The organism is Martinezella miluonensis (assembly GCF_900094545.1).
Taxonomy (GTDB): domain Bacteria; phylum Pseudomonadota; class Alphaproteobacteria; order Rhizobiales; family Rhizobiaceae; genus Rhizobium; species Rhizobium miluonense.
In genome coordinates this window covers 68,317-90,406 of the sequence record NZ_FMAH01000024.1, presented here as the reverse complement: position 1 = coordinate 90,406, position 22,090 = coordinate 68,317, and the positions used below count along the sequence as shown (strand labels likewise).

Sequence of the window (22,090 nt, the reverse complement as noted above, 5' to 3'; positions counted from 1 at the left end):
CGATGATCCGAACGCCCCGGTTCCGATCTGCGCTACAATGGCGGACGTTGACGACGACGACCACCGGCTGATCTTGTCACGTCCGAACCCTACGCCCACCAGCCCAGCCGAAAGGCAGTGCCATCTAGAGCGGTTCTGTTCTTCACGGAATCTGAGAACCGCTCCAACTTATTGTTTTTACGCAATTCCAGGAAAACTGCTCTCGAACCTTCGGATCGACTCGTTCACCAGCCGTCGTGGTCCTGGCCGGCTTGAAAAATGGTCTTTTGTCGCTGGCATGCCCTACCTTTGTCTAGCAATAGAGGTAGTGGGCAGGCTGGCGCGTGGACAGACCTTTGCCGAATCGGAGAGCTCAGCGCGCCCGTCCGATCACCTTCTTTTTGGCCGCGGGGAGAAGTCCCTCCCGCTGTGCCTGCTTACGGGCAAGCTTACGTGCGCGACGAATAGCCTCGGCCTTTTCACGCGCACGTTTTTCCGAGGGCTTCTCATAGGCAGTGCGGGCCTTCATCTCGCGGAAGATGCCTTCGCGCTGCAGCTTTTTCTTTAAAGCACGAAGCGCTTGATCAATGTTGTTATCCCGTACAAATACCTGCAAAATATCTCCTGACGCGGCAAAGCCGCTATTTCCTAATCTTGACGGCACCAATGCGGACCCACGAACTGCCAGCATTTGCGGCGGTGGCGGGCTGTCTTTCGCCTACGCCTCGGAAGCACCATGGTCTATATCCGCTTCCGGCAGGGCGGATACAACACGACAACGCTGGTCCCTTTCACCATTCCGGATGGCCCTGCCATTCAAAACGAGCGTTTCCCCATGGTGATAGCGATGCTTGGGCATTGCAACCTCCATGCGACCAAAGACAAAAGGCCGGGTTTGACGCCCGACCTTCCACCATCGTCAGTCTTTGCGCGCCAGTTCATCCGTGGTCGCGCAAGGCGATGACGAAGTTTCACGCAGCCTGCAGGTTGTCTGCCGAGCTTTTGCCTGAACGCTTGTCTTTGACGATGTCGTAGCTGATCTTTTGACCCTCTACGAGGCTGCGCAGACCGGCGCGCTCAACGGCCGAAATATGGACAAAAGGTCGTCGCTGCCGTTATCGGGCTGGATGAAGCCAAAAGCCTTGGTGCTATTGAACCACCGCACGGTGCCAATATTCATACCGATTTCCTTTCAATCGTTGGAGGAGCCGGCAAAAAATGCCGGTAGCAATCGACGATGAAAGTAAATCCAGGAGAGCCGCCGTGGCAGCCCGACGATAGTCGCTAACAAGGTTCGATAACAACCCCAACTAGCGTTCCAGGGCTGTAAAACAAGGCAAACCGCGAGATATTCATCCGAGAAGGCGACGCAGACAACCACTGCGATACTGATTGTTGCTGAATATGTCGCCTTTCTGGGCTGCTCTCGAGACAAAGCAGGCACCAATCTCAGCAATGATGGAAAAAGCGGATGGCATCCGATATCAGCTGCCGTCTGTACAGCGCCTCATTTTTCGTTCGCTGCAAGTTCGTTGGCTACTGTTTCTTCTCAAATCCGGACATGGCTGCCACCTGGCAATTCTTCGGCAGCGCTGCGCAATGCTAGAGCTGCCGGCACTCGGCAAGCGGAAACTGTTTCTTGCTCGGCTTACGATGTTCACGGAAGGCGGCAGTGATGGCGCGCGGCTGTCCCTGGACTTCGGATCAGACAAGGAGGAATGCAGCACGAGCGACAAGGATGGAAGCGGCGGCAAGCCGAGCGTATCACCGACATCGATGACATCGCTCGGGGCAAGGCGGCGCGGAAACGGCGAAACCGCGAGCCCGGCCGATAGGGCAGCCGCGATCGCCGCCGTCCCGCCGACGAAGACCTCCGTCCACGGAATCGAGGATCGATCAAGCAGCCGGATTGCCATATCGCGCACGGCGCAGGTCGGAGACAGGGCCGCCAACGGCAGGGGTTCCCCCGTTCGATACTCGAAATCCGGTGAAGCAAACCAGCCGAAATGCTCCGGCCCGAGGATCTCGCCATCACGTCTGTCGTCGTCGCTGCGAATGATAACGGCATCGAGCTTGCCCTCCTCGAAAGCCTCGAGCAGCGATCGGGAGACGTCCAGCCGCACTTCTATGGTGAGCACCGGATCAACCGCTTTCAGACGCGCCAGCAAGGTCGGCACTTCAGGCCCCATGACATGGCTGGCAATTCCCAGCCTGAAGCGCCTGCGCGTTACCGAAAGCCCTGCGACGGCACGTTCATGTGCGGCAAGAAACTCCCGGGCGGAGGGAAGGAATGTTTCGCCCTGGGCGGACAGACGGACATGGCGCGGCGTTCGCTCGATGAGCTTCTTGCCGACCCGCTCCTCCAGGCGTTTCAGCTTGACGCTGACTGTGGCCTGCGTGGTGCCAAGCGCCTCCGCCGCGCGCGTGAAGCTTTGGAAATCGGCAATGGCTACAAAGACCTGAACGGCGTCGACATCGAGCGACATCACATAAATCCAAATTTGTTATCACTGATATAGATAGTCATACCATTCAAACATGATCAAGCGCCGGATACAGATTTGAGGATCGACGGCGCTTCGTGTTCAAGAATGCACGAGTAGCGGCACTGACGCCTGAGGGCATGCCGACGCCGATCGACGAAGATTTCATGTCGAAAGGCGAAACTATGAGCAATACCCGGCGTCAAAACACAAGGCTTGCCCTGGCGGCTGTCTGTCTTTCATCGATGATGTTCGGTCTTGAAATCTCCAGCGTCCCGGCAATACTGCCGAGGCTGGAGCGGGCGCTGCATGCCGACTTCCAGCAGCTTCAATGGACCATGAATGCCTATACGCTCGCAGTTGCGACCGTGTTGATGGCAGCTGGTACGCTCGCCGACCGTTATGGCCGCAAACGGCTCTTCGTAGCAAGCATGATTGCCTTCGGCGTCAGTTCGCTCGTCTGCGGTATCGCGCCCAACATCACAATCCTCATCGCCGGCCGCGCGCTACAAGGTGCGACCGGAGGCGCAATGCTCATCTCCCAGATTGCCGTATTATCTCAGCAATATGGCGATGCCGGCGAGCGCGCCAAGGCTTTTGGCTGGTGGGGAATCGTCTTCGGCTTTGGCCTCGGCTTCGGGCCGGTCATCGGAAACGGCATCTCCACGCTCATGGGCTGGGAATGGGTGTTCCTCGTGCACGTCCTGATCACGATCCTGACGGTCTTGCTGGCAATTGCCGGCGTGCGGGAAACACAAGATCCCAACGCCCAGCATCTCGACATTGCCGGCGTCGTTTCGCTATCCGCCGCAGTCTTCTGCCTGGTCTTTTACATCACGCAAAGTTCGCAGCTCGGATTTATCAATCCTGTTTCGCTCACCGTCGCTGCCATTGCGGTCGTCAGCTTCACAGTCTTCATCGTCATCGAGCTGTCCAAAAGCCACCCCATGTTCGACTTTACGGTCTTCAGGATCAGGCGCTTCTCGGGCGCAATCTTCGGGTCGATGGGGATGAATTTCAGCTTCTGGCCCTTCATGATCTACATTCCCATCTGGTTCGAAGCAGGCCTTGGCTTAAACGGGGTGGCCGCCGGTATTGCGTTGCTGGCCTATACACTGCCGACATTGATCGTGCCGCCTTTTGCCGAACGACTTCTGCTTCGCCGTGGCCCCGGCCTCGTCATTCCCGCCGGTCTGTTCACAATCGGGCTCGGCTTTCTGGTCATGAAATTCGGTGCGGCTGCAGGTGAGGCGATCCTGCCGATAACATTGTTCGGAGCGCTCATCGCGGGCGTCGGCCTCGGAGTGACGAACACAACTGTCACGAACACGACGACGGGCTCTGTTTCGAGCGACCGGGCCGGCATGGCCTCGGGCATCGACATGAGCGCACGAATGATCTCGCTTGCCATCAACATAGCCGTGATGGGGTTCGTTCTCGTGAGCGGCATTCTCGCAAACCTACAGACCGTGCTTTCGGTATCGCCCGATGCGGGCTCTTTGCCTCGGCTGGCGGAGCGGATCGCATCCGGCAATGCCAGTGTCGTGGACGGGTCCATGACAAAACTATCAAGCGAAATCGTGCGCGCAGCGCTGACCCAAGGCTTTGATTGGGTGATGCTCTACGGCGCCCTGAGCGTTTGGGCACTCGCTTTCCTGAGCCTCCTCACCTTCGGAACGAGAGCGCATGCCAATGTGGCCGCATCGGAATGAGGTCACGCGCGCTCGCAAGATTGTCGTTGCCGTTTTTGGACAGGGCCGGGCGTCGAGCATCGATTGCGCACGCGGTTGAGCAATAGGGCAGAGAATTCCCATCTGGCTGCGCGACAAGGAGAGCGCATAGTGGTGCGATTCAAGTCGGGTGGGGCAATGCCAGCACTTTGTTTCAATCCTTGGTCCGATCGCCCACGCAAAGGAACCGATCTTCATGTCATGCGGCCTTGACCGGATGGACTTGAGTGATTAGTTTGGATCCATGGATCCAAACATCATTTTCAGCACGCTGCGGGACGAAATCGAATCGGGGACTCTGGCCCCCGGCTCCGTCCTGAAGCAGGAACTCATCGCAGAACGCTTCGAGGTAAGCCGGCAGCCGGTCCGGCATGCGCTCACTCAGTTGCTTGGGAGTGGTCTGGTTGTTCGGCGGCCGGACCGAAGCGTAGCAGTTGCGGCCATCTCCGAACGAGAGGCCGCCGAACTATCCGAGTTGCGCGCGATCCTGGAAACTGCCGCGCTGCATCGCTCAGCACCGACACTCACGGCAGCGGCTCTCAGAAGAGCCGAACGCCTGAATGTGGAACTAAGCGAGGAAGATGATCCCGTTCGGATAGAAGACCTCGACCGCCAATTCCATCGCGTGCTCTACGGCGGCTGCGAAAACGTTCGTCTTCTGACAATCGTGGACGGGCTACGGCGGGAGGCGCGCCGCGCCCACCATCTTCAAGGGCAAGGTACTCGCGCGCGCGTAGATTTCTTCAACGAGCACGCCGCCATCGTTTCGGCGTGCGCCGCGGGCGATTTCGAGGCCGCAGCCGACCACCTTCGCCGCCATCTGACCGAAACAACGGCGAAACTCCTATCGACCCCAACCAAGGAGCCGTCATGAAGATGACCGCGGAAATTGCCTGGCAGCGCCAAGGCGCCGTCTTTACCGACAAGCGCTACAGCCGAGGGCACAGCTGGCGCTTCGACGGCGGCGCTGTGGTGCCGGCCTCCTCTTCCCCGCACATCGTTCCGCTTCCCTATTCGGTGGCGGCGAATGTTGATCCGGAGGAGGCCTATATCGCAGCGCTGTCGAGCTGCCATATGCTGTTTTTCCTGTCGCTCGCCGCTGCCAAAGGGCTTGTGGTTGAGAGTTACACCGATAAGGCCACCGGAATAATGGAAAAGGTCGATGGAAGGATGATCGTCAGCCGCGTCGAACTCAATCCGCTTGTCATCTATGCCGGCGAACAACCCACTGCCGTGACCCAGACAGCCCTACACCATGCCGCGCATGAACAGTGTTTCCTGGCCAATTCGGTCAAGACTGAAGTTCGGGTTCTCGAATGGGTAGATTGATGGCAGGACGCGTGAAAGTCGGTTTGTTTCTCGTCTCAGGGGATTGAGGCAATGACGAAACGCAGTTCATCCACCGCGCTTGCCAAAAGAAGCGGACCCAGGTCTTAAGCGACCACACCTACATGGCTGACCGGCCGAAGCTTGCTTTCTCGGAGAGACTGATAACTATAGCCGCGTTCAATCGAGGAGCATCTTCATACAATGCTGAAAGAATTTACGGTTCAGAGCGGCGACCAGACGACAAAACCCGAAGATGCCGCCAGCCGCATCATCTGGATAGATCTCCTGGATCCTACGCCCGCCGAAGTGATTGATGTCGAGACGCTCATCGGAGCCAAGCTGCCATCCTTGGGAGCGCTCAGTGAAATCGAATCATCCAGCCGACTGAAGAACGAAAACGGCGTGATGTATTTGAGCACGCCATCGGCAGCACGACGGCCCGAGGGTGCGCCCGTGACACCTCCGTTAGGGTTTGTCCTGTCGGCTGATCGACTGGTCACGGTGCGATTCATGCAACTGCCTGCGTTCGATACGGTTGCCAAGCAATTTGCAGACAATCATCAAGCTCCCAAATCGGGGGTCGAGGTCTTCGTAACGCTCTGCGAGGAGATCGTCGATCGTGTCGCCGACGCCCTCGAACATATAGCGGCCGAATTGAACGGTCTGTCGATGGAAACATTTCATGCCGATGATACTCGTGGTCGTCACGCTGCCAAAGCCAACCGCATCCTGCGGATCCAGTTGCGCCAAGTAGGGCGCCTGGGTGATCGCCTCTCCCAATTGCGTGACGGGCTTCAAGGATTGGGGCGCGTCATAGCCTATGCCGACGAGAATGCTTGCAATTGGTCGGGTGGAGCCCTCACGCAGCAGGTCGCCAGATTACGCCAGGATATCCATTCCCTTTCCGATTATGAGGAACAACTCGCAAACAAGGTGCAATTCGTTCTCGACGCGCTGGTCGGCCTTATCGGCATAGCTCAAAATGATGTCTTCAAAGTTTTGACGATCGTTTCGATCGTCGGCATTCCGCCCACCCTAATGGCGGGTGTCTATGGCATGAACTTTAAAAACATGCCGGAATATGATTGGGCGTGGGGATATCAATATGGCTGGGCGGTGATCCTGATCAGCGCCATCATACCGTTGATCTGGTTCAAGGTGAAAGGCTGGTTTTAGAATCGCAACGCTGCGAGGATTTCCCCATGGATCTTGCAGAGACAGGGCTTCTTCACAAGCGCCGTGTCTTCATTCAGACCTCCGCGGCTTTGCCATAGTCACGACCCCGAACGGATTGAATTTGTATTCATCCTCCTCGTATCGCGTGTCGTCGGATAGAGCGGCATGGCGATCCGTCAGGGCCGCTTCGACGCCGTCCCGTATCATTTGATCGGCGATCTCATCAATCAGGGCGGCGATTTTGAGCTGTTCGGTGTTGGTTGACGGTTGCCGATCATCTTTCCGACCAACAGGGATCAACACGTCGGGCAAGCCAACCAGATGAAACCCGACGCTCGCCATCCCCTCGGCATCGTCGCCGATGGGTCGGCGCGCGAAGGCGAGACGGCAACTCCTCGCAAGTACCAGCAAATCATGGGAGTCCGCCGCACTGCGCGCCTGCTCAGAAAGCTCCTTCCATCGTCGCACCCCGTGGGCTACACCCGCACTTTCCCCTTTTGCGGCGACGGCGCCATGATCAAGCATGTATTGTACGAACATCAGGGCTTTTGCCGATGTCGTTACGGCAGTTTCCGCCGTCATTAGCGGGCCGAGCACGTACAGGACCGACCTGTGCCCGGCGACAGCATCTTCGTCGGTCTCCTCATAGGCATTGGGATCGACGCGATCCCAACAAATATTGAAGGATCGTACCATCCGATCGTCAGGCTTATCCTGCGAGAAATCTTCATCAACGACAAAGCCGCCGCCAAACATGCCGATGGCCGCGCGAGCGCTCTGCTGGAGCGCCGCAAGACCATTTTCTCCGCCAAGAAAACAAAGCACGTGACGCGGTTTATAACTGGAACGAGGCTTGGCAAATGCCGGAGATTTGCTCGATGCTATGCTGGAGGACGGTCTGCCCAAGATAAGACCGCCCAAAAACGCGAGAACGCCACGACGCATCGAATCCATTCCGGTGTCTCTACTGTTTCAATCAATGGGAATATGCGTTTTCGCAATAGGATATCCGAGCCGCGCCATGTCCCACGCACCCTATTTCCCCAGCGACTCCATTTCAACTCACTGCAATCGTTTGATTGTCCCCTGCGCCAGCAGATAGGACGACGGACTACCTTGGACGGAATTGAATCGTCGACCTACAATTTGTTTGGCGTGATCATGCACCCGCGGGCGCGGGTGAATGTCCTCGCTAGGCATCGCGAGATACCGTCTGTAATTCAGGCGCCCGATGTGGCGGACCAATTGTGGCGGATGAGCCAAAAACTCGCCGACGCATCGATTGCCCGGCGCGATTGATCGTTCCACAGAACTACGGGATCGCGTTGGCTTCGTTGCACGATTCCGCCGGCCCATCGGGATACACCGACGATACCACCACCGAAGAAGGCTGGCGACATTACCGATCCCTGAGCTGGCCGCAGAACATCATCGCCCGATGTCTAGGCACGGCCACCCACGCCGAGTCTCGCAGCCATCATGGCCACCTCCGCGATGGAATGGCCGACATCTTGCGCATAACCTGGCCGCGGTAAGCCTTGACCGCAATCTCGCTGATGCCGAGTTCACAGCCGATCTTGCGGTTCCGTTTGTCAGCCAGCCCGGCCGTACCGGCTGCCAGATCCATTACCCAAGAATGACTTTCCCACGCAGGATTCGCTCAATTAGGCTAATGGGACTGCTGGAAACCCGCCACGTCGTACTGAGATACACTCTTCGGATTCTTAGAGTTCTGCGGCTGGTTACCTGCATAATGTGTTCCTGCGTTTCCGCTTGGGTTGAAGGCAGAACCCGGCGCATTTCTGGCGTTGCCCGGTGTGACGTTCCCTGTCTGAGGAGTACCAATTGTTTGGCTAGGCTGACCTTTCGTCCCCGTTACTGCGTGGACGTTGGCCGCAGAAGCGATCATAGCGGGAGCAACAGCGAGAATAACACCCGCGATCAGTGGAAGATAAATACGGGACATTGCAACCTCCTACCATTAAAGCCCATGCGGCTTCTCTGCCGGACGTGCGGTCCAGCCTTTGCATACAACACGCGAAGGTTGGCTTTTATTCGCGACGATTTTGACCATCGTCTGGTGCAATGAGTGAACGGCCTGTCATGGCCTCGTTGGAAGTCGCCGACCAACTCAACATGAAATTGAATATTATCTAATTTTCTAATTTTAAGGATAGGCGACAAAAGCGATAAGATTTGGTAGATTTATGGAAGCCCGTCGCGGTTTGACGTTCAGATAAGAACTTGCCGGGCGTCTTTGCACCGCCAGCCGGAATACGGCGCAGGAGGAGAGATGCTATGGTGGTATTCCATGTCATGACGGGCGCAAGCGGCGAATTTGCGCGCCCCGAAGTCCGCAAGATTGGCATCACGGATCTTATGGATGCACTGAGGTCGGGGCTTGATGACTTTGGAGAGAAACCATCCCATTACGTTTTTCTCTGTCTTATGTATCCGATCGCGGGCATTTTTTTGGTCATGTGGAGTTCCGGCGCTGACCTGCTGCCGCTGCTTTACCCCTTGATGTCGGGCTTTGCGCTGATTGGTCCGATCGCAGCTCTTGGCCTTTATGAAATCAGTCGACGCCGTGAACAGGGATTGGATAGCTCATGGCATCACGCGCTGGAGATCCGTCACTCTCCGGCGCTGCCGTCGATCATTGCAGTGGGCTTCATGCTGTTCGCGCTTTTCATCGCTTGGCTAATCGTCGCACAGCGCATCTATACCATGACTTTCGGCGAGGCCGGTCTGACCTCGATCTCGACCTTTCTGTCGGATGTGCTGACGACCCAGCGAGGCCTCTCGCTTATGCTTTGGGGAAACTTGGCCGGTTTCGTCTTCGCAATAATTGTGCTTGCGACGACGTTGGTGACCTTCCCGCTGCTGCTGGATCGGGATGTCGGCGCAGTCGCAGCAGTGGATGCGAGCATACGCGCCACGCTTGCCAATCCGGGACCAGTTGCGCTTTGGGGATTGATCGTCGCGGCGCTGCTAGTCGTCGGCACGGTCCCGATCTTCGCCGGCCTTGCAGTCGTCATGCCTATCCTCGGGCATTCGACCTGGCACTTGTATCGAAAATTGATTGTTCCCGCCTACCCGAACCGTGCGCCTTGAATCCGTAAAGGAAATTTACCCCCGAATCATCCTCCAAGCCGTTGCGAACTGCCAGATGACCGTCGCCTTGGTTCGGATAGCGATGAAGAGAATGAGGAGTACCATGTCTTACCGTTTTCTTCCGGTCTGTCTGCTTTTCGCCATTGCTCTCCCACTTGGCGCTCTCGCGCAGGAGGGTGATGCCGCGGCAGGCGCTACCGTCTTCAAGAAATGCGCCATTTGCCACATAGCCGAAACGGACCAGAACAAGATCGGCCCTTCCCTGAACGGCCTGTTCGGCAGAACAGCTGGAACACACCCGAATTTCGCCTATTCGCCGGCCATGCAACAGGCGGGCAAGGATGGCCTCGTGTGGAACGAGACGTCGCTGCGCGACTATTTGCACGACCCCAAGGCGAAGGTGAAGGGCACGAAGATGACCTTCATCGGGCTGAAGGACGATACCGAGATTACCAATCTGATCGCCTATCTGAAGCAATACTCCAAATAGCGAGATGCCTGATGTGGACGAGATGCTCTTTGTGTCGCCGGTCGGATCGGCTGGGGTTCGGTTCAATGATAGACGCCGCTGGTCCGGTCTGCGGCGTTGGGATGCCCCGTGCGGTTTGCCGGGATGAACTCCTGCCGTTGCTGCAATTGCCCGTGTGATTTGTTCATGAGATAATACTAAAACGTTTCGCGATGGGATTGTGGAAACGTTCGCGGCCGGTCAGGGAGGAGACGATGGCTGTCGTATTGGTTCTCGTTCTACTGGTAGTGGGATCGATTGCGTTCCATCTGCTGAGCCCTTGGTGGTGGACGCCGATCGCTTCCAATTGGAGCTATATCGACAACACGATTGTCATCACGTTCTGGATCACCGGCTTCGTTTTCACGGCGGTCGTGTTGTTCATAGCTTATTGCGTCCTCCGCTTCAGGCACCGCGCCGGAAACCAGGCGGCATACCAGCCGGAAAACAAGAGGTTGGAATGGTGGCTTGCGGGGGGAACCGCGATCGGCGTGGCTGCGATGCTAGCGCCTGGCCTAATCGTTTGGAAACAGTTCGTGACGGTCCCAGCCGATGCCAGCGCGGTCGAAGTCGTCGGGCAGCAATGGCAATGGAGTTTCCGGCTGCCGGGCGCGGACGGGCGCCTCGGGCGGGCTGACACGCGCGATGTTACCGCGGACAACCCGCTCGGTTTGGACAAGAATGATCCCGCAGGAATGGACGATGTCATCGTTCAAGGCGGCGAGTTGCACTTGCCCATCGGCAAGCCGGTCAAATTGCTTCTGCGCTCGATCGACGTCGTACACGATTTCTACGTGCCCGAATTCCGGGGCAAGATGGACATGATCCCCGGTACGGTCACTTACTATTGGTTCACGCCGACGCGGACAGGAACATTCGAAGTTCTCTGCTCGGAACTTTGCGGCGTCGGTCATCCGCAGATGCGCGGCACGGTCGTCGTCGATACCGAGACCGCCTATCAAGCCTGGCTGCAGCAACAGCCGACTTTCTCGCAACCGCTGGCGTCGGCAGAAAAGTCGGCGGCCAAGTAAGTGCCGTGCGTACTTGAAGGGAAAAGCCACATCGGTGGGAATAGGGAGAATGTGATATGGTCGACATTGGATCCGGCACCGAGCAGGTCATCCAGCCCGCTGAAGTCGAGGATGTGGAGCTTTATCACCCGAAAAGCTGGTGGACGAGATATGTCTTCAGCCAGGATGCCAAGATCATCGCCATTCAGTATGCGCTAACCGCCATCTCCATCGGGATGGTGGCGCTGGTACTGTCCTGGCTGATGCGCCTACAGCTTGGATTTCCAGGTTACTTCTCCTTCATCGATGCGGAGCATTACTATCAGTTCATCACCATGCACGGCATGATTATGGTGATCTACCTGCTGACGGCGCTGTTCCTCGGCGGCTTTGGCAACTATTTGATCCCCTTGATGCTCGGCGCCCGTGATATGGTATTCCCTTATGCGAACATGCTGAGCTACTGGCTCTATCTGCTCGCGGTCATCGTGCTGGTCTTTGGCTTTTTCGCGCCTGGCGGGCCAACGGGCGCCGGCTGGACACTATATCCGCCGCAGGCTCTTCTGTCGGGCACGCCGGGAGGGCGCGATTGGGGCATCATTCTGATGCTGTCATCGCTGATTCTGTTCATCATCGGCTTCACGATGGGTGGGTTGAATTATGTCGTCACCGTGCTGCAGGGACGCGCTCGCGGCATGACGCTGATGCGAATGCCCTTGACGGTATGGGGTATATTCACTGCGACCGTCATGGCGCTGCTCGCCTTCCCGGCACTCTTCGTCGCCGCTGTCATGATGCTGTTTGACCGGTTGCTCGGCACGAGTTTCTTCATGCCCGCCATCGTCGAGATGGGCGAGCAACTGAAGCAAGGGGGCGGCAGCCCCATCCTGTTCCAGCATCTGTTCTGGTTCTTCGGTCACCCGGAGGTCTATATCGTCGCACTTCCCGCCTTCGGCATCGTCTCGGATCTGATCAGCACCCATGCGCGCAAAAACATCTTCGGCTACCGGATGATGGTCTGGGCGATCGTCATCATCGCAGCGCTAAGCTTCGTTGTATGGGCGCACCATATGTATGTGAGCGGCATGAATCCGAACTTCGGGTTCTTTTTCGCGACCACGACGTTGATCATTGCCATCCCGACGGCGATCAAGGTCTATAATTGGGTTCTGACGCTTTGGCGGGGCGATATTCACCTGACATTGCCGATGCTGTTTGCCCTGGCCTTCATCATTACATTCATCAACGGCGGATTGACGGGCCTCTTTCTCGGCAATGTCGTTGTCGACGTGCCGCTCTCGGATACCATGTTTGTTGTTGCCCATTTCCATATGGTGATGGGAGTCGCACCGATCCTGGTCATCTTCGGCGCGATCCACCATTGGTATCCGAAAGTCACAGGTCGGATGCTGAATGTGGTGATGGGTCATATCCACTTCTGGATTACCTTTCTCGGTGCCTATGCCATCTTCTTCCCGATGCACTATCTCGGCCTGATGGGCGTGCCGCGCCGCTATTACGAGCTGGGCGAAATCGCTTTCATTCCACCGTCGGCACATACGCTGAATATGTTCATCTCCGTCGCCGCGCTGGTCGTCGGCGCCGCTCAGATTCTGTTCCTGTTCAATCTCGCCTGGAGCCTTCGTTGGGGCAGGCAAGCGGGCGGCAACCCGTGGCGGGCAACGACATTGGAATGGCAAACGCCACAAACGCCGCCAGTTCATGGAAATTGGGGCAAAGAGCTGCCGGTCGTCTATCGTTGGCCCTATGATTACAGCGTTCCCGGAGCGGACCAGGACTTCCTGCCGCAGAACCAGCCGGCTTCGGGCGGGCCGTCCGAGAGGGCGCTGTCATGAGCGTCATTCTCATTTTCATGGGCGGGATCGCCAGCATCATTGCCTGGTGGATGGCCAGGCAGCGACTAACCTCAAAACCCTGGCTGGAAGTGGGTCTGGCAAGCGATGCACCGGGGATGCGGGGATCATCGGTGACAATAGCGAAGCTCGGGCTCGGTATTTTTCTTGCGGTCGTCGGCGCGCTGTTCGCGCTGCTCATCAGCGCCTATCTCAGCCGCATGGGCGGCGCCGACTGGTGGGGTATCCCAATCCCGCGGCTGCTATGGGTGAATACCGCGGCCCTCGCCGCCAGCAGCGTGGCGCTGCAGTGGGCGAAAACCGAAGCCCGTCTTGATCGCCGCGACATGCTGAATACGGCTCTTACATTGGCGTTTGCGATGGCCGTTCTCTTTGTTGCCGGGCAGGTTCTTGCGTGGCGGCAACTGATGTCAGCAGGCTATGTGCTGGCGGATAACCCATCAAACAGCTTCTTCTACATGATCACCGGCCTGCATGGCCTGCACATATTGGGCGGACTTTTCGTGCTTGGACGGACCGCAATCCGCGCGCGGATCGGCCTTGCGCCGGCAAGAGTTTGCCTGAGCGTGGATCTTTGCGCCATCTACTGGCATTTCATGCTCGTTGTCTGGCTGATCCTTTTTGCGCTCTTCGCCGGCTGGGCAAACAGTTTCGTCGATCTCTGCCGTCAATTGGTCACCTGAGGAGTTTCGATGATGACCGAATCCATAGAAAGACCGACAACTGATCCACTTCTGCGGCCCGTGGGACTGCGCGGCGTCGCGGCCGATCTGTCCTCGGACCAGCGGGCGTTCAAGAACGTCTCCTGGGGCAAGGCGATGATGTGGATCTTTCTCCTGAGCGACACCTTCATTTTCGGGTGTTTTCTGCTGGCCTATATGACGGCGCGCATGTCGACCACCGTCGCATGGCCCAATCCGAGCGAGGTTTTCGCCCTGACAATCGGAGGCAAGGAGATTCCGCTGATCCTGATCGCCATTATGACCTTCACCCTCATCAGCAGCAGCGGCACGATGGCCATGGCCGTCAATTTCGGATACCGCCGCGATCGCCGCAAGACCGCCGCACTGATGTTGGCGACGGCGGCCCTCGGCGCGACATTCGTCGGAATGCAGGCATTCGAATGGACCAAACTGATCACGGAAGGAGTCCGCCCCTGGGAAAACCCGTGGGGTGCGGCGCAGTTCGGCTCCTCCTTTTTCATGATCACCGGTTTTCACGGCACCCATGTCTCGATCGGCGTTCTGTTCCTTCTGATCATGGCACGCAAGGTATGGCGGGGAGACTTCGATGAGGAAAGACGTGGATTTTTCACCAGTCGAAAAGGCCACTACGAGATCGTCGAGATAACGGGGCTTTACTGGCACTTCGTGGACCTGGTCTGGGTATTCATCTTTGCATTCTTCTATTTGTGGTGAGGATGGCATCATGGCGCAAGAACAGACGCATTCCGGACAACAGAAACAGCATCCGATAAGACTCTATATGGTGGTCTGGGGACTGCTTTTCGTCCTTAGCACCTTCTCCTACCTCGTCGATTACCTCGGCATCCAGAGCTATCTCAGATGGTCCTTGATCCTCCTCTTCATGGTTCTGAAGGCGGGACTGATCGTTGCGATTTTTATGCACATGGCCTGGGAGCGACTGGCATTGATTTACGCCATCCTGCTTCCTCCAGTCCTCGTGCTTGTCTTCACTGCTTTGATGGTGTCGGAATCGCACTATACAGCCCTGACCCGACTGGCCTTTTTCGGGACAGGTCAATAAAAGCCGGCGCTATTTGCGCAAAAGAAATGCAACTTTTTTGACTATGACCAGCTTGACCTTATTCGCGATCAGCCACGTCGATGCATAAATCCCCTGTGATCCTGGAGTCCATTATCACCGGCCCGGACTGCGGCTCATCCGTTGCAGGCCCGTCAGCCCTGCGCCGTGCCCCAAGCAGCCTCTCCACATTTGAGAAACCGCCTGTATATCCGCGCTGTCTGACATCATGGAAGAGATGACGGCCGACGCGATTTCCGTCCTTCCAGCATTGTGCGAGGAGCGCCTCGAAATACCAAAGCGATGTCGGATTCAAGGCCGCTCGACGCCTATCCGGCGGCGTCTTGAATGTGAGCCATTGGCCATGGTGCGGCGTTCGTAGCCGGTCCGGTGTGTAATCTCGCTATAGGTGAATCCCTTGTCGCGCAACGCATGGTTCCCGAGAGCCCGATCAACAGACCACCGACCAGCGATGGGAGATAGGCCATCATTTCACCTCTGCCTAGGCACAGAAGATAGTGTAGAGGGCACCGACCAGTTTGGCCGCCTTCTCCTCCGTCAGGCGGTAATAGATCTGCTTGCCGTCGCGGCGCGTTTCGACGATCTCCGCCTCCCGCAGCACGCTCAGTTGCTGGGATAGGCTGGGCTGGTGGATGTCGAGCTTCTCTTCGAGTTCGCTGACGGAATATTCGCCCTTGACCAGCGTACAGACGAGCATCAGTCGTATGGGATGCGCAAGCGTTCTCAGGAGTTCCGAAACTTCGCCCGCCTTTTCGTGCAAGGCCGCGGGATCGGCGTCAACCCGTATCAGATCCAGGATATCCTGGCTCTTCACCATGCCGCACCGTCCAACGCGTCGAGAGGAATCTTGAGATAGCGCCTGCCATTGTCTTCAGGCTCCGGTAGCCGCCCGCCGCGGACATTGACCTGCAGCGCATGCAGGATCAGCTTTGGCATCGCTAGCGTCTTGTCGCGTCCGGTGCGGAGGGTGACGAATTTCTCCTCGTCGGTATCGACGATATGGGCGTTACGGCGCTTCTGCTCGCCAACCGTACTCTCCCATTGCGGTGCCCGGCCGCCCGGCTGATAGTCGTGGCCGGTGAACAGCCTGACGTCGTCGGGCAGCGACAGGATCGCCTGGATCGAGCGCCACAGCATATGCGCATCGCCGCCGGGAAAATCGGCGCGCGCCGTCCCGCTGTCGGGCTGGAAGAGCGTATCATGCACGAAGGCGGCATCACCGATCACATAGGTGATCGAGGCGAGCGTATGACCGGGCGAAAACATCACGCTGCCCTCGATCGAGCCGACGGAAAACGTCTCGCCATCGGCAAACAACCTGTCCCATTGCGAACCGTCGGCCGGCAGCGCGGGCCAGTTGTAGATGCCCTTCCAGAGTTTTTGGACATCGACCACCTTCTCGCCGATCACTGTCGGTGCACCGGTCTTCGATTTCAAATAATGCGCGGCGGAGAAATGATCGGCATGCGGATGGGTATCGAGGATCCATTCCACCGTCAGCTCGTTGTCCTCGATATATTTGAGGATGGTATCGGCATTCGTTGTCGCCGTCGCGCCGGATTTCTCATCGAAATCCAGCACCGGATCGATGATCGCGCAACGGCCGGTCGCGGGGTCGGAGACGACATATTGCACGCTCGAGCTGCGGGGATCGAAGAAGCCCTTCACCTGCGGCCGCTGCGCATTGTGCCTGGCAAGCCACGCCTCACCGGCAGAGAGATCAAAGCCGTATTTCCTGCCGAAGGCTGCCAGTTCGAAGGCCTGCATCCGCCCCGCTTCCACCAGCGCAAGAGCGTGGAGTAGCATCGCGCGAATGCCTGATTTGCAATGCGCAAATACCTTTCCGTTCGATTTTCCAATTGCAGTGGCGAAAGCTTCAACGTCGGCGACAGTGATTGCATCCATGCCGACGGGGATGAACTGATAATGGAGACCCGCGCGTTTCGCCGCTTCGGCTTCCGCCTGACTACCCGGCTGGGTAGCGTCTTCGTTATCGCGCCGCACGTTGATTATCGTATCGAATCCGCCTCGCTTGAGTTCGTCAAACTCCCTCAAGTCCAATTGCGGCCCGATCCATATGCAGTCAGTGACTTCGATCGCCATCATGATACCTCCCGCACAACAACATTATACAATTTCATATAATATATAGTACTTACATGTCAAGGCGCGTTTCACGGACGGTCGCCTCTATCGCCCATGCGGGCAGCGAGTCGCGGACATGGGTGGCTTCCCGGAACCTGTACTTGACGATCTCGGTGAAGCTCCAGGACTAGAGACAGTCTATTGTTGGTTGTTCATCCCCAGATGTCGAAGCGCGAACTCGACGTTACGCACCAGATCCGCGTTTGATGACGCCAAACTCCGTCCGCGCCGTAAGGATTGTTCTCGAAACCGACACGGACGTACCCTCCAAGAAGCGCTCCCGTGGTGGCACATGCCGCCTCGCTGCGGCCGAATGCGCGGACTCTCCAATGGGAAAAACGCGGCATTTCCGGCGGGCTTGTTTCTCACCAACCATTGGAGCTGGCACGCATATGCACCTGGAACAAGTCGGTGATAATGGCGAGCACGACCGAGCCGATCACGCCGCCAAACAGCCCCGTCAAAATTCGGCCGAGCAGCAGAGCGTGGTAGTCCTGCGCCGTCGCGCAAAGCATGGTTCCGAGCACGAAGCCAACGTAGAAGAACAGGAGCAGGTGCTTACGATCGAAACGATCGGCAAAACCGGCAGCAAGGATGCCCGCAATTCCCGCGCTAAAGGCGTAGGCCGAAACCGCGGCGCCGAGCGGCAACATGATGGTGAAATCCATAATGATCGCGAACTGCGTGAACGCCAGCAATGCAATTAGGAGCAACTGATGCCGCGAAAAGCCGGCCTGGCGTTCCTGTGTGTCAACCAGCGTCGACAAAGTTTGACCTGTCATTTCATTCACTTCGGTGGTTTGCGGCACGCGATTCGACGGCGGCGCGGAGCAGTGGATGGAGTCAAATGTCCATGTCGGTTTGCGCGTAATTGAGGAAGTACGCGGTGAACACGGTCGCTCCCAGATAGGCAAACGCGTCAGCAAGTTGCTCATCATTCCAGCCAGCTTGCCGGGCAGCCGTCCAGGTGACGTCGGGGACGTTTGCAGAATTGGCAGCCGCCTCCCTGACGAGTCCGACCAGCGTGTCGCACTTGGCGTCGCTTGTCGGCGTGCCCCTCTGTAGCGCTGCGACCTCCGCTTCGGTCCAGCCGTTCATTTGGGCGAGCCGGCCTGCGATGCGGATCATATAGTCGTTGCCGACCCCAGCCGCAGCAGCAAGGGTCAGTGCCGCACCTACCTTCGGGTCGAAGCGAGTGTGCTCGGCAAGCACCGCACGCAGCGAGGTATATGCCGTCAGGACCGCGGGAGAATGCGCCATCTGGGCGTGCAGGTTTGCGGGCCGTCCCATCGGGGTGGATTGGACGATCTTTTGCAGGAGCGGGCGCGATGCAGCGGGAGCGTCATCGACCGTATGGGTAGGTATTCTGCTCATTGGTATCACCTCATCCGTGTGTTGTTGAATGCATCGGCCCCACGGACGGCCTATGCGTCTTTGAGAAGCGCGTCCCAGTTCTGTGCCTTCGCCCAGGACTCGAAGTCGTGAAAAGTGACGTCCGGAAACTCGCGGCGGAGCTCTGCGCGGTCGAAGGTGAAGCCAACGCGATCGAACCACTCGTACATCTTGGCGCCGTCCTCACCCATGCGTTGGCGAATGACGTCCAGCGGCACCTGGAAATAGGTGAATGGGCGACCGGTGACACGCGACAGGATGGCAATGGCATCGTTGCTCGTGAGCTCGTCGCCCCCGAGATCGAAGCGCTTACCTGCGAAACGGCCCGGCTCCTCAAGGACGCGAACGGCAACGGCGCCAATGTCTGCAACGGTGATTTGGGCTAGCTGCCTTGTCGGCGGAAGCGGCGTCGCGAAAACACCCTTGGCGAGCTGCTCCATGCCAAAATAGAGGTTCTCCATGAAATAGACGGGCGCCAGGATCGTGGCGCGTACGCCGATCTTGCCGATGTGCTTTTCGACCTCGTACTTGCTGTCGAAGTGCGGGATGCCAGTCTGTCGATTGCCGGAACCCGCCGAGTTGAAGACGAGGTGCACGCCTGCCGCATTGGCCGCGTTCGCGGCCGAGATACCCTGTTGCGTCTCGGCTTTCGGCCCGCCTTCGAATGGTGTTGTCATCGCGAAGAGAGAGGTCGCGCCCTCAAGCGCCTTCGTCAGCGCGGCCGTGTCCTCGAGCGAGGCACGGACCAGCGTGACGCCTGCCTTGGCGAGTCCCTGCGCCTTCGCGGACTCGGGATTGCGCGTGACGGCGCGAACCTTGTGACCGCGCTCAAGCAGATTTGTCACGACAGCGCTGCCCTGTTTACCTGTGGCACCCGTGACGACGACAGTAAGTTTATCACTCATGACCGGTCTCCTTTCCTTTGCGATAGCGATATTCGTTCCGATGTCGGGATGATCGCGCTGCTGCCTTGTGGTTCAGCGCCTCAGTTCCCTCGTGTTGCGGTGAGGTCGATGTCGACGGCGACGGCGAAGGACACCCACTGGTCGGTGCTCCAGGAGCCCTGACCGATGCCGAAAGCACTGCGGTCCAACTCGGCGTGCCCCGTCACGTGGGCGGATGGTCCGTTCATTTCCAACGTGAACGGGAGCGTGATTGGCTTGGTGACGCCGCGAAGCGTCAGATTACCCACTGCTTCATAGGTGCCTGCGTCCTTCCGGCGGATGGCGCTAGTCTCGAACTTCGCTGCAGGAAATTGCGGGACGTCGAACCAATCCTTGCCCGGCAGCGCCGTGTCGCGTTGCTTGTCGTTTGTTGTGGCGCTCGCAAGATCGATCGAGACAGTGATATGGGAGGCTTCAAGATGATCCGGATCGAATTCGATGGCCGCGTCGTAGCGGCTGAAGCCGCCTTGAAATTTCGCTCCGGTCTGCATGCCTGAAAAGCCCAATTTGCTTTTGCCGGGATCGAGCTTCCAGCTTGGGGCGCCGGCCGCCGAAGAGGTCGATACGAATGCCGTCATCAGGAGAGCAGATGCGGCGAGCCGACCCGCCGCCATTCGGAATGGCGTCATGACGAATGTTCCTTTGTAGAAGGTGAAGCGACTGGCAGCGGACGGGAAATGGGAAGCATCCGCTTCAAGACGTCATCACGGATGATGAAGTGGTGGCGAAGCGCAGCCGCGGCATGGACCGCGACAAGGCCAATCAGGACATATGCGCCATAGGCATGGACGAGCTTTGCGAGAGCTTCTGCGGGCGCCTTGTCGTCAAGCATTGATAGCAGCGGCAGATCGGGCCATGGCAGAACTCCGTAGAGAACCGTAGGAATGTTGAGCACCGACACCGAGACCAATGCCCAGCCGGTGATCGGCAGGGCAAACAGGAATGCGTAGAGCAAGAGATGACCGCCCGTAGCAGCTGCCTTTTCGACCGAGGGCATCGCCTCGGGCAAATTCGGAGGGCGATGGGTCAACCGCCAGGCGAGACGCAGGAAAGCCGCGAGGAAGACGGTGATACCGATCGACTTATGGAGCTGATAAAGCTCGAACAATTGCATCGGTGCCAGCTTGAGATGCGTCATCGCAAGACCAATCAACGCGAGCGCGGCGATCCCCAGTGCCATCATCCAATGAAGGATGATGGCGACCAGTGTATAGCGATGGGCGGAGCGATCCGGGCGCATGGTGCTACTGCTGAAGAACGAAGGCGCCGGCGATCTTGAGAGTGACGTCGTCGCCTACGAGTGGCAGATATTGCTTGATGCCGAAATCGCCGCGCTTGATCGTTCCGACCGCCTCGAAGCCGACGTTGAACGATTTGCTGAGCGGGTCGGTACCCGAGCCTACGAGATGGGTCTTCAACGTAACCGGTTTCGTGACCCCGTGAAGCGTGAGGTTGCCGGTGATGGTCGCGCCGTCTTTCCCGGCTGGGGTGACCTTCGTCGATGTGAAAGTGGCGTTGGGATATTTCGCCACGTCAAACCATTGGCCCTGCTTAAGTTGATCGTCCAGGGGCTGAGCCGTCGTCAGGATCGAGCTTACGGGAATCGAGACGTCAAGCTTGGACGCCGAAACAGCCATGGGATCAAGCTTCAAGGTGCCGGATGCGCCGGACAAGAAACCGGAGAAATTTGTAAAGCCGAAATGGGAGAGCGAGAAGCTGACCTGGGTGTGGTAGGGCTCGATCTGATAGGTTCCTGCTTTCACCGCCTTGGGATCGGGCGATGAGATCTGCTGCGCGGCCGCAGGAAATGTTGTTGTGGTCATTGCCAGGAGAGCGACCACGGCCACCGTGGTAGGCAAGTCAATTTTCATAGGCATGGAACACCTTTTGATTTTGATAGGGGCATCGAGCGCTTGTTGTGCGCCCGACGCCTTGGATCGATTGCGTCTCGGTCAGGCAACTAGGGCGGCAATCTCGGCTTTCGCCTTGGTGATCGAAGCTGCTTTGGTTTCATCCCCGAGGTTCAGGCCCTCGGCGCGAATGACGGTAACGTCCGTAAGGCCGATGAAAGCCAGCACGCCTCGCAGGTAGGTTTCGTGATGTTCAAGAGCTGACGCCGGGCCGCCGTCCGTGTAGACCCCGCCGCGAGACGAGGCGATGAAGACCTTCTTGCCCTTGGGAAGCAGACTTTCGGGGCCATTCGCACCGTACCGGAACGTCCGGCCGGCAACGACGACGCGATCGATCCAGCCCTTGAGCTGCGAGGGGATCGAGAAATTATACATCGGTACGCCGATGACAATGATATCGGCTGCGAAGAAATCGTCTATGTAGGCGCTTCCGGTCGCAAGATCGGCGCCCAGTGCCGGATCGGTAACGGCGCTCCCTTGGAAGACCGCCATGTGGCGGTCGGAAAGATGCAGGGCCGCATCGGCGACCAGATCGCGATAGATAACTTTCGTACCTGGATGAAGCGCCTGCTGCTTTGCAGCAATTTCGGCGGACAATGAACGACTGACGGAATACCCGCCAAGAATGCTGGAATCGATATGTAAGATCGTCATGAGGGCGCCCTCCGAGGACTGCGCGGATGGTGTTGATATTTGGCGTGACAGAAGTTT

At 57.9% G+C, this 22,090-nt stretch carries 25 protein-coding genes and 3 pseudogenes; 11 read left to right on the top strand and 17 right to left on the bottom strand.

Annotated elements, in window-relative coordinates; genetic code table 11:
- Positions 1-352: 352 nt before the first annotated feature.
- The 3 genes and pseudogenes from rpsU to GA0061102_RS19215 form a co-directional block, all read right to left on the bottom strand.
- The gene (gene rpsU / locus GA0061102_RS19230; RefSeq protein ID WP_092852179.1) at positions 353-595 is read right to left on the bottom strand and encodes a 30S ribosomal protein S21; all 243 of its coding nucleotides are present in this window, start codon (positions 593-595) and stop codon (positions 353-355) included.
- Between the two features lie 355 nt (positions 596-950).
- A pseudogene (locus tag GA0061102_RS19220) lies at positions 951-1,159 on the bottom strand (cold-shock protein).
- A 422-nt stretch (positions 1,160-1,581) separates the two neighbouring features.
- Positions 1,582-2,465 (bottom strand): annotated as a pseudogene (locus GA0061102_RS19215) (LysR family transcriptional regulator).
- 164 nt (positions 2,466-2,629) lie between these two features.
- Between GA0061102_RS19215 and GA0061102_RS19210 the strand changes: the two are divergent.
- From GA0061102_RS19210 to GA0061102_RS19195, 4 genes are all read left to right on the top strand, one after another.
- Positions 2,630-4,174 (top strand): MFS transporter, encoded by a 1,545-nt coding sequence (locus GA0061102_RS19210; protein ID WP_092852224.1) that lies wholly within the window; start codon positions 2,630-2,632, stop codon positions 4,172-4,174.
- 262 nt (positions 4,175-4,436) lie between these two features.
- Positions 4,437-5,066, top strand: coding sequence for a GntR family transcriptional regulator (locus GA0061102_RS19205; RefSeq protein ID WP_092852175.1), 630 nt, complete (start codon positions 4,437-4,439; stop codon positions 5,064-5,066).
- Complete coding sequence (locus tag GA0061102_RS19200; RefSeq protein WP_092852173.1) at positions 5,063-5,521, top strand: OsmC family protein; 459 nt, start codon at positions 5,063-5,065, stop codon at positions 5,519-5,521. Before GA0061102_RS19205 ends, GA0061102_RS19200 begins: the two co-directional genes overlap by 4 nt.
- Positions 5,522-5,722: 201 nt before the next feature.
- Entirely contained in the window at positions 5,723-6,697 is a 975-nt protein-coding gene (locus tag GA0061102_RS19195) for a magnesium transporter CorA family protein (protein ID WP_092852171.1), read from the top strand.
- A gap of 69 nt (positions 6,698-6,766) precedes the next feature.
- Here the strand turns inward: GA0061102_RS19195 and GA0061102_RS19190 are convergent, their stop codons facing one another.
- From GA0061102_RS19190 to GA0061102_RS19180, 3 genes are all read right to left on the bottom strand, one after another.
- Positions 6,767-7,651, bottom strand: coding sequence for a hypothetical protein (locus tag GA0061102_RS19190; RefSeq protein WP_092852169.1), 885 nt, complete (start codon positions 7,649-7,651; stop codon positions 6,767-6,769).
- A gap of 523 nt (positions 7,652-8,174) precedes the next feature.
- Complete coding sequence (locus GA0061102_RS19185; protein WP_092852167.1) at positions 8,175-8,324, bottom strand: LuxR C-terminal-related transcriptional regulator; 150 nt, start codon at positions 8,322-8,324, stop codon at positions 8,175-8,177.
- A gap of 42 nt (positions 8,325-8,366) precedes the next feature.
- Positions 8,367-8,663, bottom strand: coding sequence for an adenylate cyclase (locus tag GA0061102_RS19180; protein WP_092852165.1), 297 nt, complete (start codon positions 8,661-8,663; stop codon positions 8,367-8,369).
- A gap of 332 nt (positions 8,664-8,995) precedes the next feature.
- On the opposite strand from GA0061102_RS19180, the gene GA0061102_RS19175 reads away from it, so the two are divergent.
- The 7 genes from GA0061102_RS19175 to GA0061102_RS19145 all read left to right on the top strand — a co-directional run bounded on the left by GA0061102_RS19175 (position 8,996) and on the right by GA0061102_RS19145 (position 14,970).
- The gene (locus GA0061102_RS19175; protein ID WP_092852163.1) at positions 8,996-9,811 is read left to right on the top strand and encodes a DUF2189 domain-containing protein; all 816 of its coding nucleotides are present in this window, start codon (positions 8,996-8,998) and stop codon (positions 9,809-9,811) included.
- A 103-nt stretch (positions 9,812-9,914) separates the two neighbouring features.
- Positions 9,915-10,301: a c-type cytochrome gene (locus GA0061102_RS19170; protein ID WP_092852161.1), complete on the top strand. Its 387-nt coding sequence runs from the start codon at positions 9,915-9,917 to the stop codon at positions 10,299-10,301.
- A gap of 233 nt (positions 10,302-10,534) precedes the next feature.
- Entirely contained in the window at positions 10,535-11,350 is an 816-nt protein-coding gene (locus GA0061102_RS19165) for a cytochrome c oxidase subunit II (protein ID WP_092852159.1), read from the top strand.
- A 56-nt stretch (positions 11,351-11,406) separates the two neighbouring features.
- Positions 11,407-13,185 (top strand): cytochrome c oxidase subunit I, encoded by a 1,779-nt coding sequence (locus GA0061102_RS19160; protein ID WP_092852157.1) that lies wholly within the window; start codon positions 11,407-11,409, stop codon positions 13,183-13,185.
- Positions 13,182-13,886, top strand: coding sequence for a cytochrome c oxidase subunit 3 (locus GA0061102_RS19155; RefSeq protein ID WP_092852155.1), 705 nt, complete (start codon positions 13,182-13,184; stop codon positions 13,884-13,886). The genes GA0061102_RS19160 and GA0061102_RS19155 overlap by 4 nt, the downstream gene beginning before the upstream one ends.
- 12 nt (positions 13,887-13,898) lie before the next feature.
- Positions 13,899-14,621, top strand: a complete 723-nt coding sequence (locus GA0061102_RS19150; protein WP_092852222.1) for a heme-copper oxidase subunit III family protein — start codon at positions 13,899-13,901, stop codon at positions 14,619-14,621.
- Positions 14,622-14,631: 10 nt separating this feature from the next.
- The gene (locus GA0061102_RS19145; RefSeq protein WP_092852153.1) at positions 14,632-14,970 is read left to right on the top strand and encodes a cytochrome C oxidase subunit IV family protein; all 339 of its coding nucleotides are present in this window, start codon (positions 14,632-14,634) and stop codon (positions 14,968-14,970) included.
- A gap of 130 nt (positions 14,971-15,100) precedes the next feature.
- On the opposite strand, the pseudogene GA0061102_RS19140 reads toward GA0061102_RS19145, so the two are convergent.
- The 11 genes and pseudogenes from GA0061102_RS19140 to GA0061102_RS19090 form a co-directional block, all read right to left on the bottom strand.
- Positions 15,101-15,402 (bottom strand): annotated as a pseudogene (locus GA0061102_RS19140) (ISL3 family transposase); the annotation flags it as partial.
- A 67-nt stretch (positions 15,403-15,469) separates the two neighbouring features.
- The gene (gene bigR / locus GA0061102_RS19135) at positions 15,470-15,805 is read right to left on the bottom strand and encodes a sulfite-sensing transcriptional repressor BigR (protein ID WP_092852151.1); all 336 of its coding nucleotides are present in this window, start codon (positions 15,803-15,805) and stop codon (positions 15,470-15,472) included.
- Positions 15,799-17,094: a bifunctional sulfur transferase/dioxygenase Blh gene (gene blh, locus GA0061102_RS19130; protein WP_092852149.1), complete on the bottom strand. Its 1,296-nt coding sequence runs from the start codon at positions 17,092-17,094 to the stop codon at positions 15,799-15,801. Before blh ends, bigR begins: the two co-directional genes overlap by 7 nt.
- A gap of 191 nt (positions 17,095-17,285) precedes the next feature.
- Positions 17,286-17,480, bottom strand: a complete 195-nt coding sequence (locus GA0061102_RS19125; protein WP_425348546.1) for a 3-keto-5-aminohexanoate cleavage protein — start codon at positions 17,478-17,480, stop codon at positions 17,286-17,288.
- Positions 17,481-17,498: 18 nt separating this feature from the next.
- Positions 17,499-17,942: an MFS transporter gene (locus GA0061102_RS19120; RefSeq protein ID WP_245298064.1), complete on the bottom strand. Its 444-nt coding sequence runs from the start codon at positions 17,940-17,942 to the stop codon at positions 17,499-17,501.
- Between the two features lie 34 nt (positions 17,943-17,976).
- Complete coding sequence (locus GA0061102_RS19115) at positions 17,977-18,507, bottom strand: carboxymuconolactone decarboxylase family protein (RefSeq protein ID WP_092852145.1); 531 nt, start codon at positions 18,505-18,507, stop codon at positions 17,977-17,979.
- Between the two features lie 50 nt (positions 18,508-18,557).
- Complete coding sequence (locus GA0061102_RS19110) at positions 18,558-19,430, bottom strand: NmrA/HSCARG family protein (RefSeq protein ID WP_092852143.1); 873 nt, start codon at positions 19,428-19,430, stop codon at positions 18,558-18,560.
- Between the two features lie 80 nt (positions 19,431-19,510).
- Positions 19,511-20,098, bottom strand: a complete 588-nt coding sequence (locus GA0061102_RS19105; RefSeq protein WP_092852141.1) for a YceI family protein — start codon at positions 20,096-20,098, stop codon at positions 19,511-19,513.
- Entirely contained in the window at positions 20,095-20,709 is a 615-nt protein-coding gene (locus tag GA0061102_RS19100; protein ID WP_092852139.1) for a cytochrome b, read from the bottom strand. The genes GA0061102_RS19105 and GA0061102_RS19100 overlap by 4 nt, the downstream gene beginning before the upstream one ends.
- Before the next feature lie 4 nt (positions 20,710-20,713).
- Positions 20,714-21,346 carry a YceI family protein gene (locus GA0061102_RS19095; protein WP_245298063.1) on the bottom strand — a complete coding sequence of 211 codons (633 nt, stop codon included), beginning with the start codon at positions 21,344-21,346 and terminating at the stop codon, positions 20,714-20,716.
- Positions 21,347-21,421: 75 nt separating this feature from the next.
- On the bottom strand, positions 21,422-22,033 hold the full coding sequence (locus GA0061102_RS19090) for an FMN-dependent NADH-azoreductase (RefSeq protein WP_092852220.1): 612 nt from the start codon (positions 22,031-22,033) through the stop codon (positions 21,422-21,424).
- Positions 22,034-22,090 lie beyond the last annotated feature (57 nt).

Bases quoted from the DNA above. Each gene is read 5' to 3' on its own strand.
- GA0061102_RS19210 (WP_092852224.1), top strand. From the start codon at position 2,630: ATGTCGAAAGGCGAAACTATGAGCAATACCCGGCGTCAAAACACAAGG.
- GA0061102_RS19205 (WP_092852175.1), top strand. From the start codon at position 4,437: ATGGATCCAAACATCATTTTCAGCACGCTGCGGGACGAAATCGAATCG.
- GA0061102_RS19200 (WP_092852173.1), top strand. From the start codon at position 5,063: ATGAAGATGACCGCGGAAATTGCCTGGCAGCGCCAAGGCGCCGTCTTT.
- GA0061102_RS19195 (WP_092852171.1), top strand. From the start codon at position 5,723: ATGCTGAAAGAATTTACGGTTCAGAGCGGCGACCAGACGACAAAACCC.
- GA0061102_RS19190 (WP_092852169.1), bottom strand. From the start codon at position 7,651: ATGGATTCGATGCGTCGTGGCGTTCTCGCGTTTTTGGGCGGTCTTATC.
- GA0061102_RS19185 (WP_092852167.1), bottom strand. From the start codon at position 8,324: ATGGATCTGGCAGCCGGTACGGCCGGGCTGGCTGACAAACGGAACCGC.
- GA0061102_RS19180 (WP_092852165.1), bottom strand. From the start codon at position 8,663: ATGTCCCGTATTTATCTTCCACTGATCGCGGGTGTTATTCTCGCTGTT.
- GA0061102_RS19175 (WP_092852163.1), top strand. From the start codon at position 8,996: ATGGTGGTATTCCATGTCATGACGGGCGCAAGCGGCGAATTTGCGCGC.
- GA0061102_RS19170 (WP_092852161.1), top strand. From the start codon at position 9,915: ATGTCTTACCGTTTTCTTCCGGTCTGTCTGCTTTTCGCCATTGCTCTC.
- GA0061102_RS19165 (WP_092852159.1), top strand. From the start codon at position 10,535: ATGGCTGTCGTATTGGTTCTCGTTCTACTGGTAGTGGGATCGATTGCG.
- GA0061102_RS19160 (WP_092852157.1), top strand. From the start codon at position 11,407: ATGGTCGACATTGGATCCGGCACCGAGCAGGTCATCCAGCCCGCTGAA.
- GA0061102_RS19155 (WP_092852155.1), top strand. From the start codon at position 13,182: ATGAGCGTCATTCTCATTTTCATGGGCGGGATCGCCAGCATCATTGCC.
- GA0061102_RS19150 (WP_092852222.1), top strand. From the start codon at position 13,899: ATGACCGAATCCATAGAAAGACCGACAACTGATCCACTTCTGCGGCCC.
- GA0061102_RS19145 (WP_092852153.1), top strand. From the start codon at position 14,632: ATGGCGCAAGAACAGACGCATTCCGGACAACAGAAACAGCATCCGATA.
- bigR (WP_092852151.1), bottom strand. From the start codon at position 15,805: ATGGTGAAGAGCCAGGATATCCTGGATCTGATACGGGTTGACGCCGAT.
- blh (WP_092852149.1), bottom strand. From the start codon at position 17,094: ATGATGGCGATCGAAGTCACTGACTGCATATGGATCGGGCCGCAATTG.
- GA0061102_RS19125 (WP_425348546.1), bottom strand. From the start codon at position 17,480: ATGCCGCGTTTTTCCCATTGGAGAGTCCGCGCATTCGGCCGCAGCGAG.
- GA0061102_RS19115 (WP_092852145.1), bottom strand. From the start codon at position 18,507: ATGAGCAGAATACCTACCCATACGGTCGATGACGCTCCCGCTGCATCG.
- GA0061102_RS19110 (WP_092852143.1), bottom strand. From the start codon at position 19,430: ATGAGTGATAAACTTACTGTCGTCGTCACGGGTGCCACAGGTAAACAG.
- GA0061102_RS19105 (WP_092852141.1), bottom strand. From the start codon at position 20,098: ATGACGCCATTCCGAATGGCGGCGGGTCGGCTCGCCGCATCTGCTCTC.
- GA0061102_RS19100 (WP_092852139.1), bottom strand. From the start codon at position 20,709: ATGCGCCCGGATCGCTCCGCCCATCGCTATACACTGGTCGCCATCATC.
- GA0061102_RS19095 (WP_245298063.1), bottom strand. From the start codon at position 21,346: ATGCCTATGAAAATTGACTTGCCTACCACGGTGGCCGTGGTCGCTCTC.
- GA0061102_RS19090 (WP_092852220.1), bottom strand. From the start codon at position 22,033: ATGACGATCTTACATATCGATTCCAGCATTCTTGGCGGGTATTCCGTC.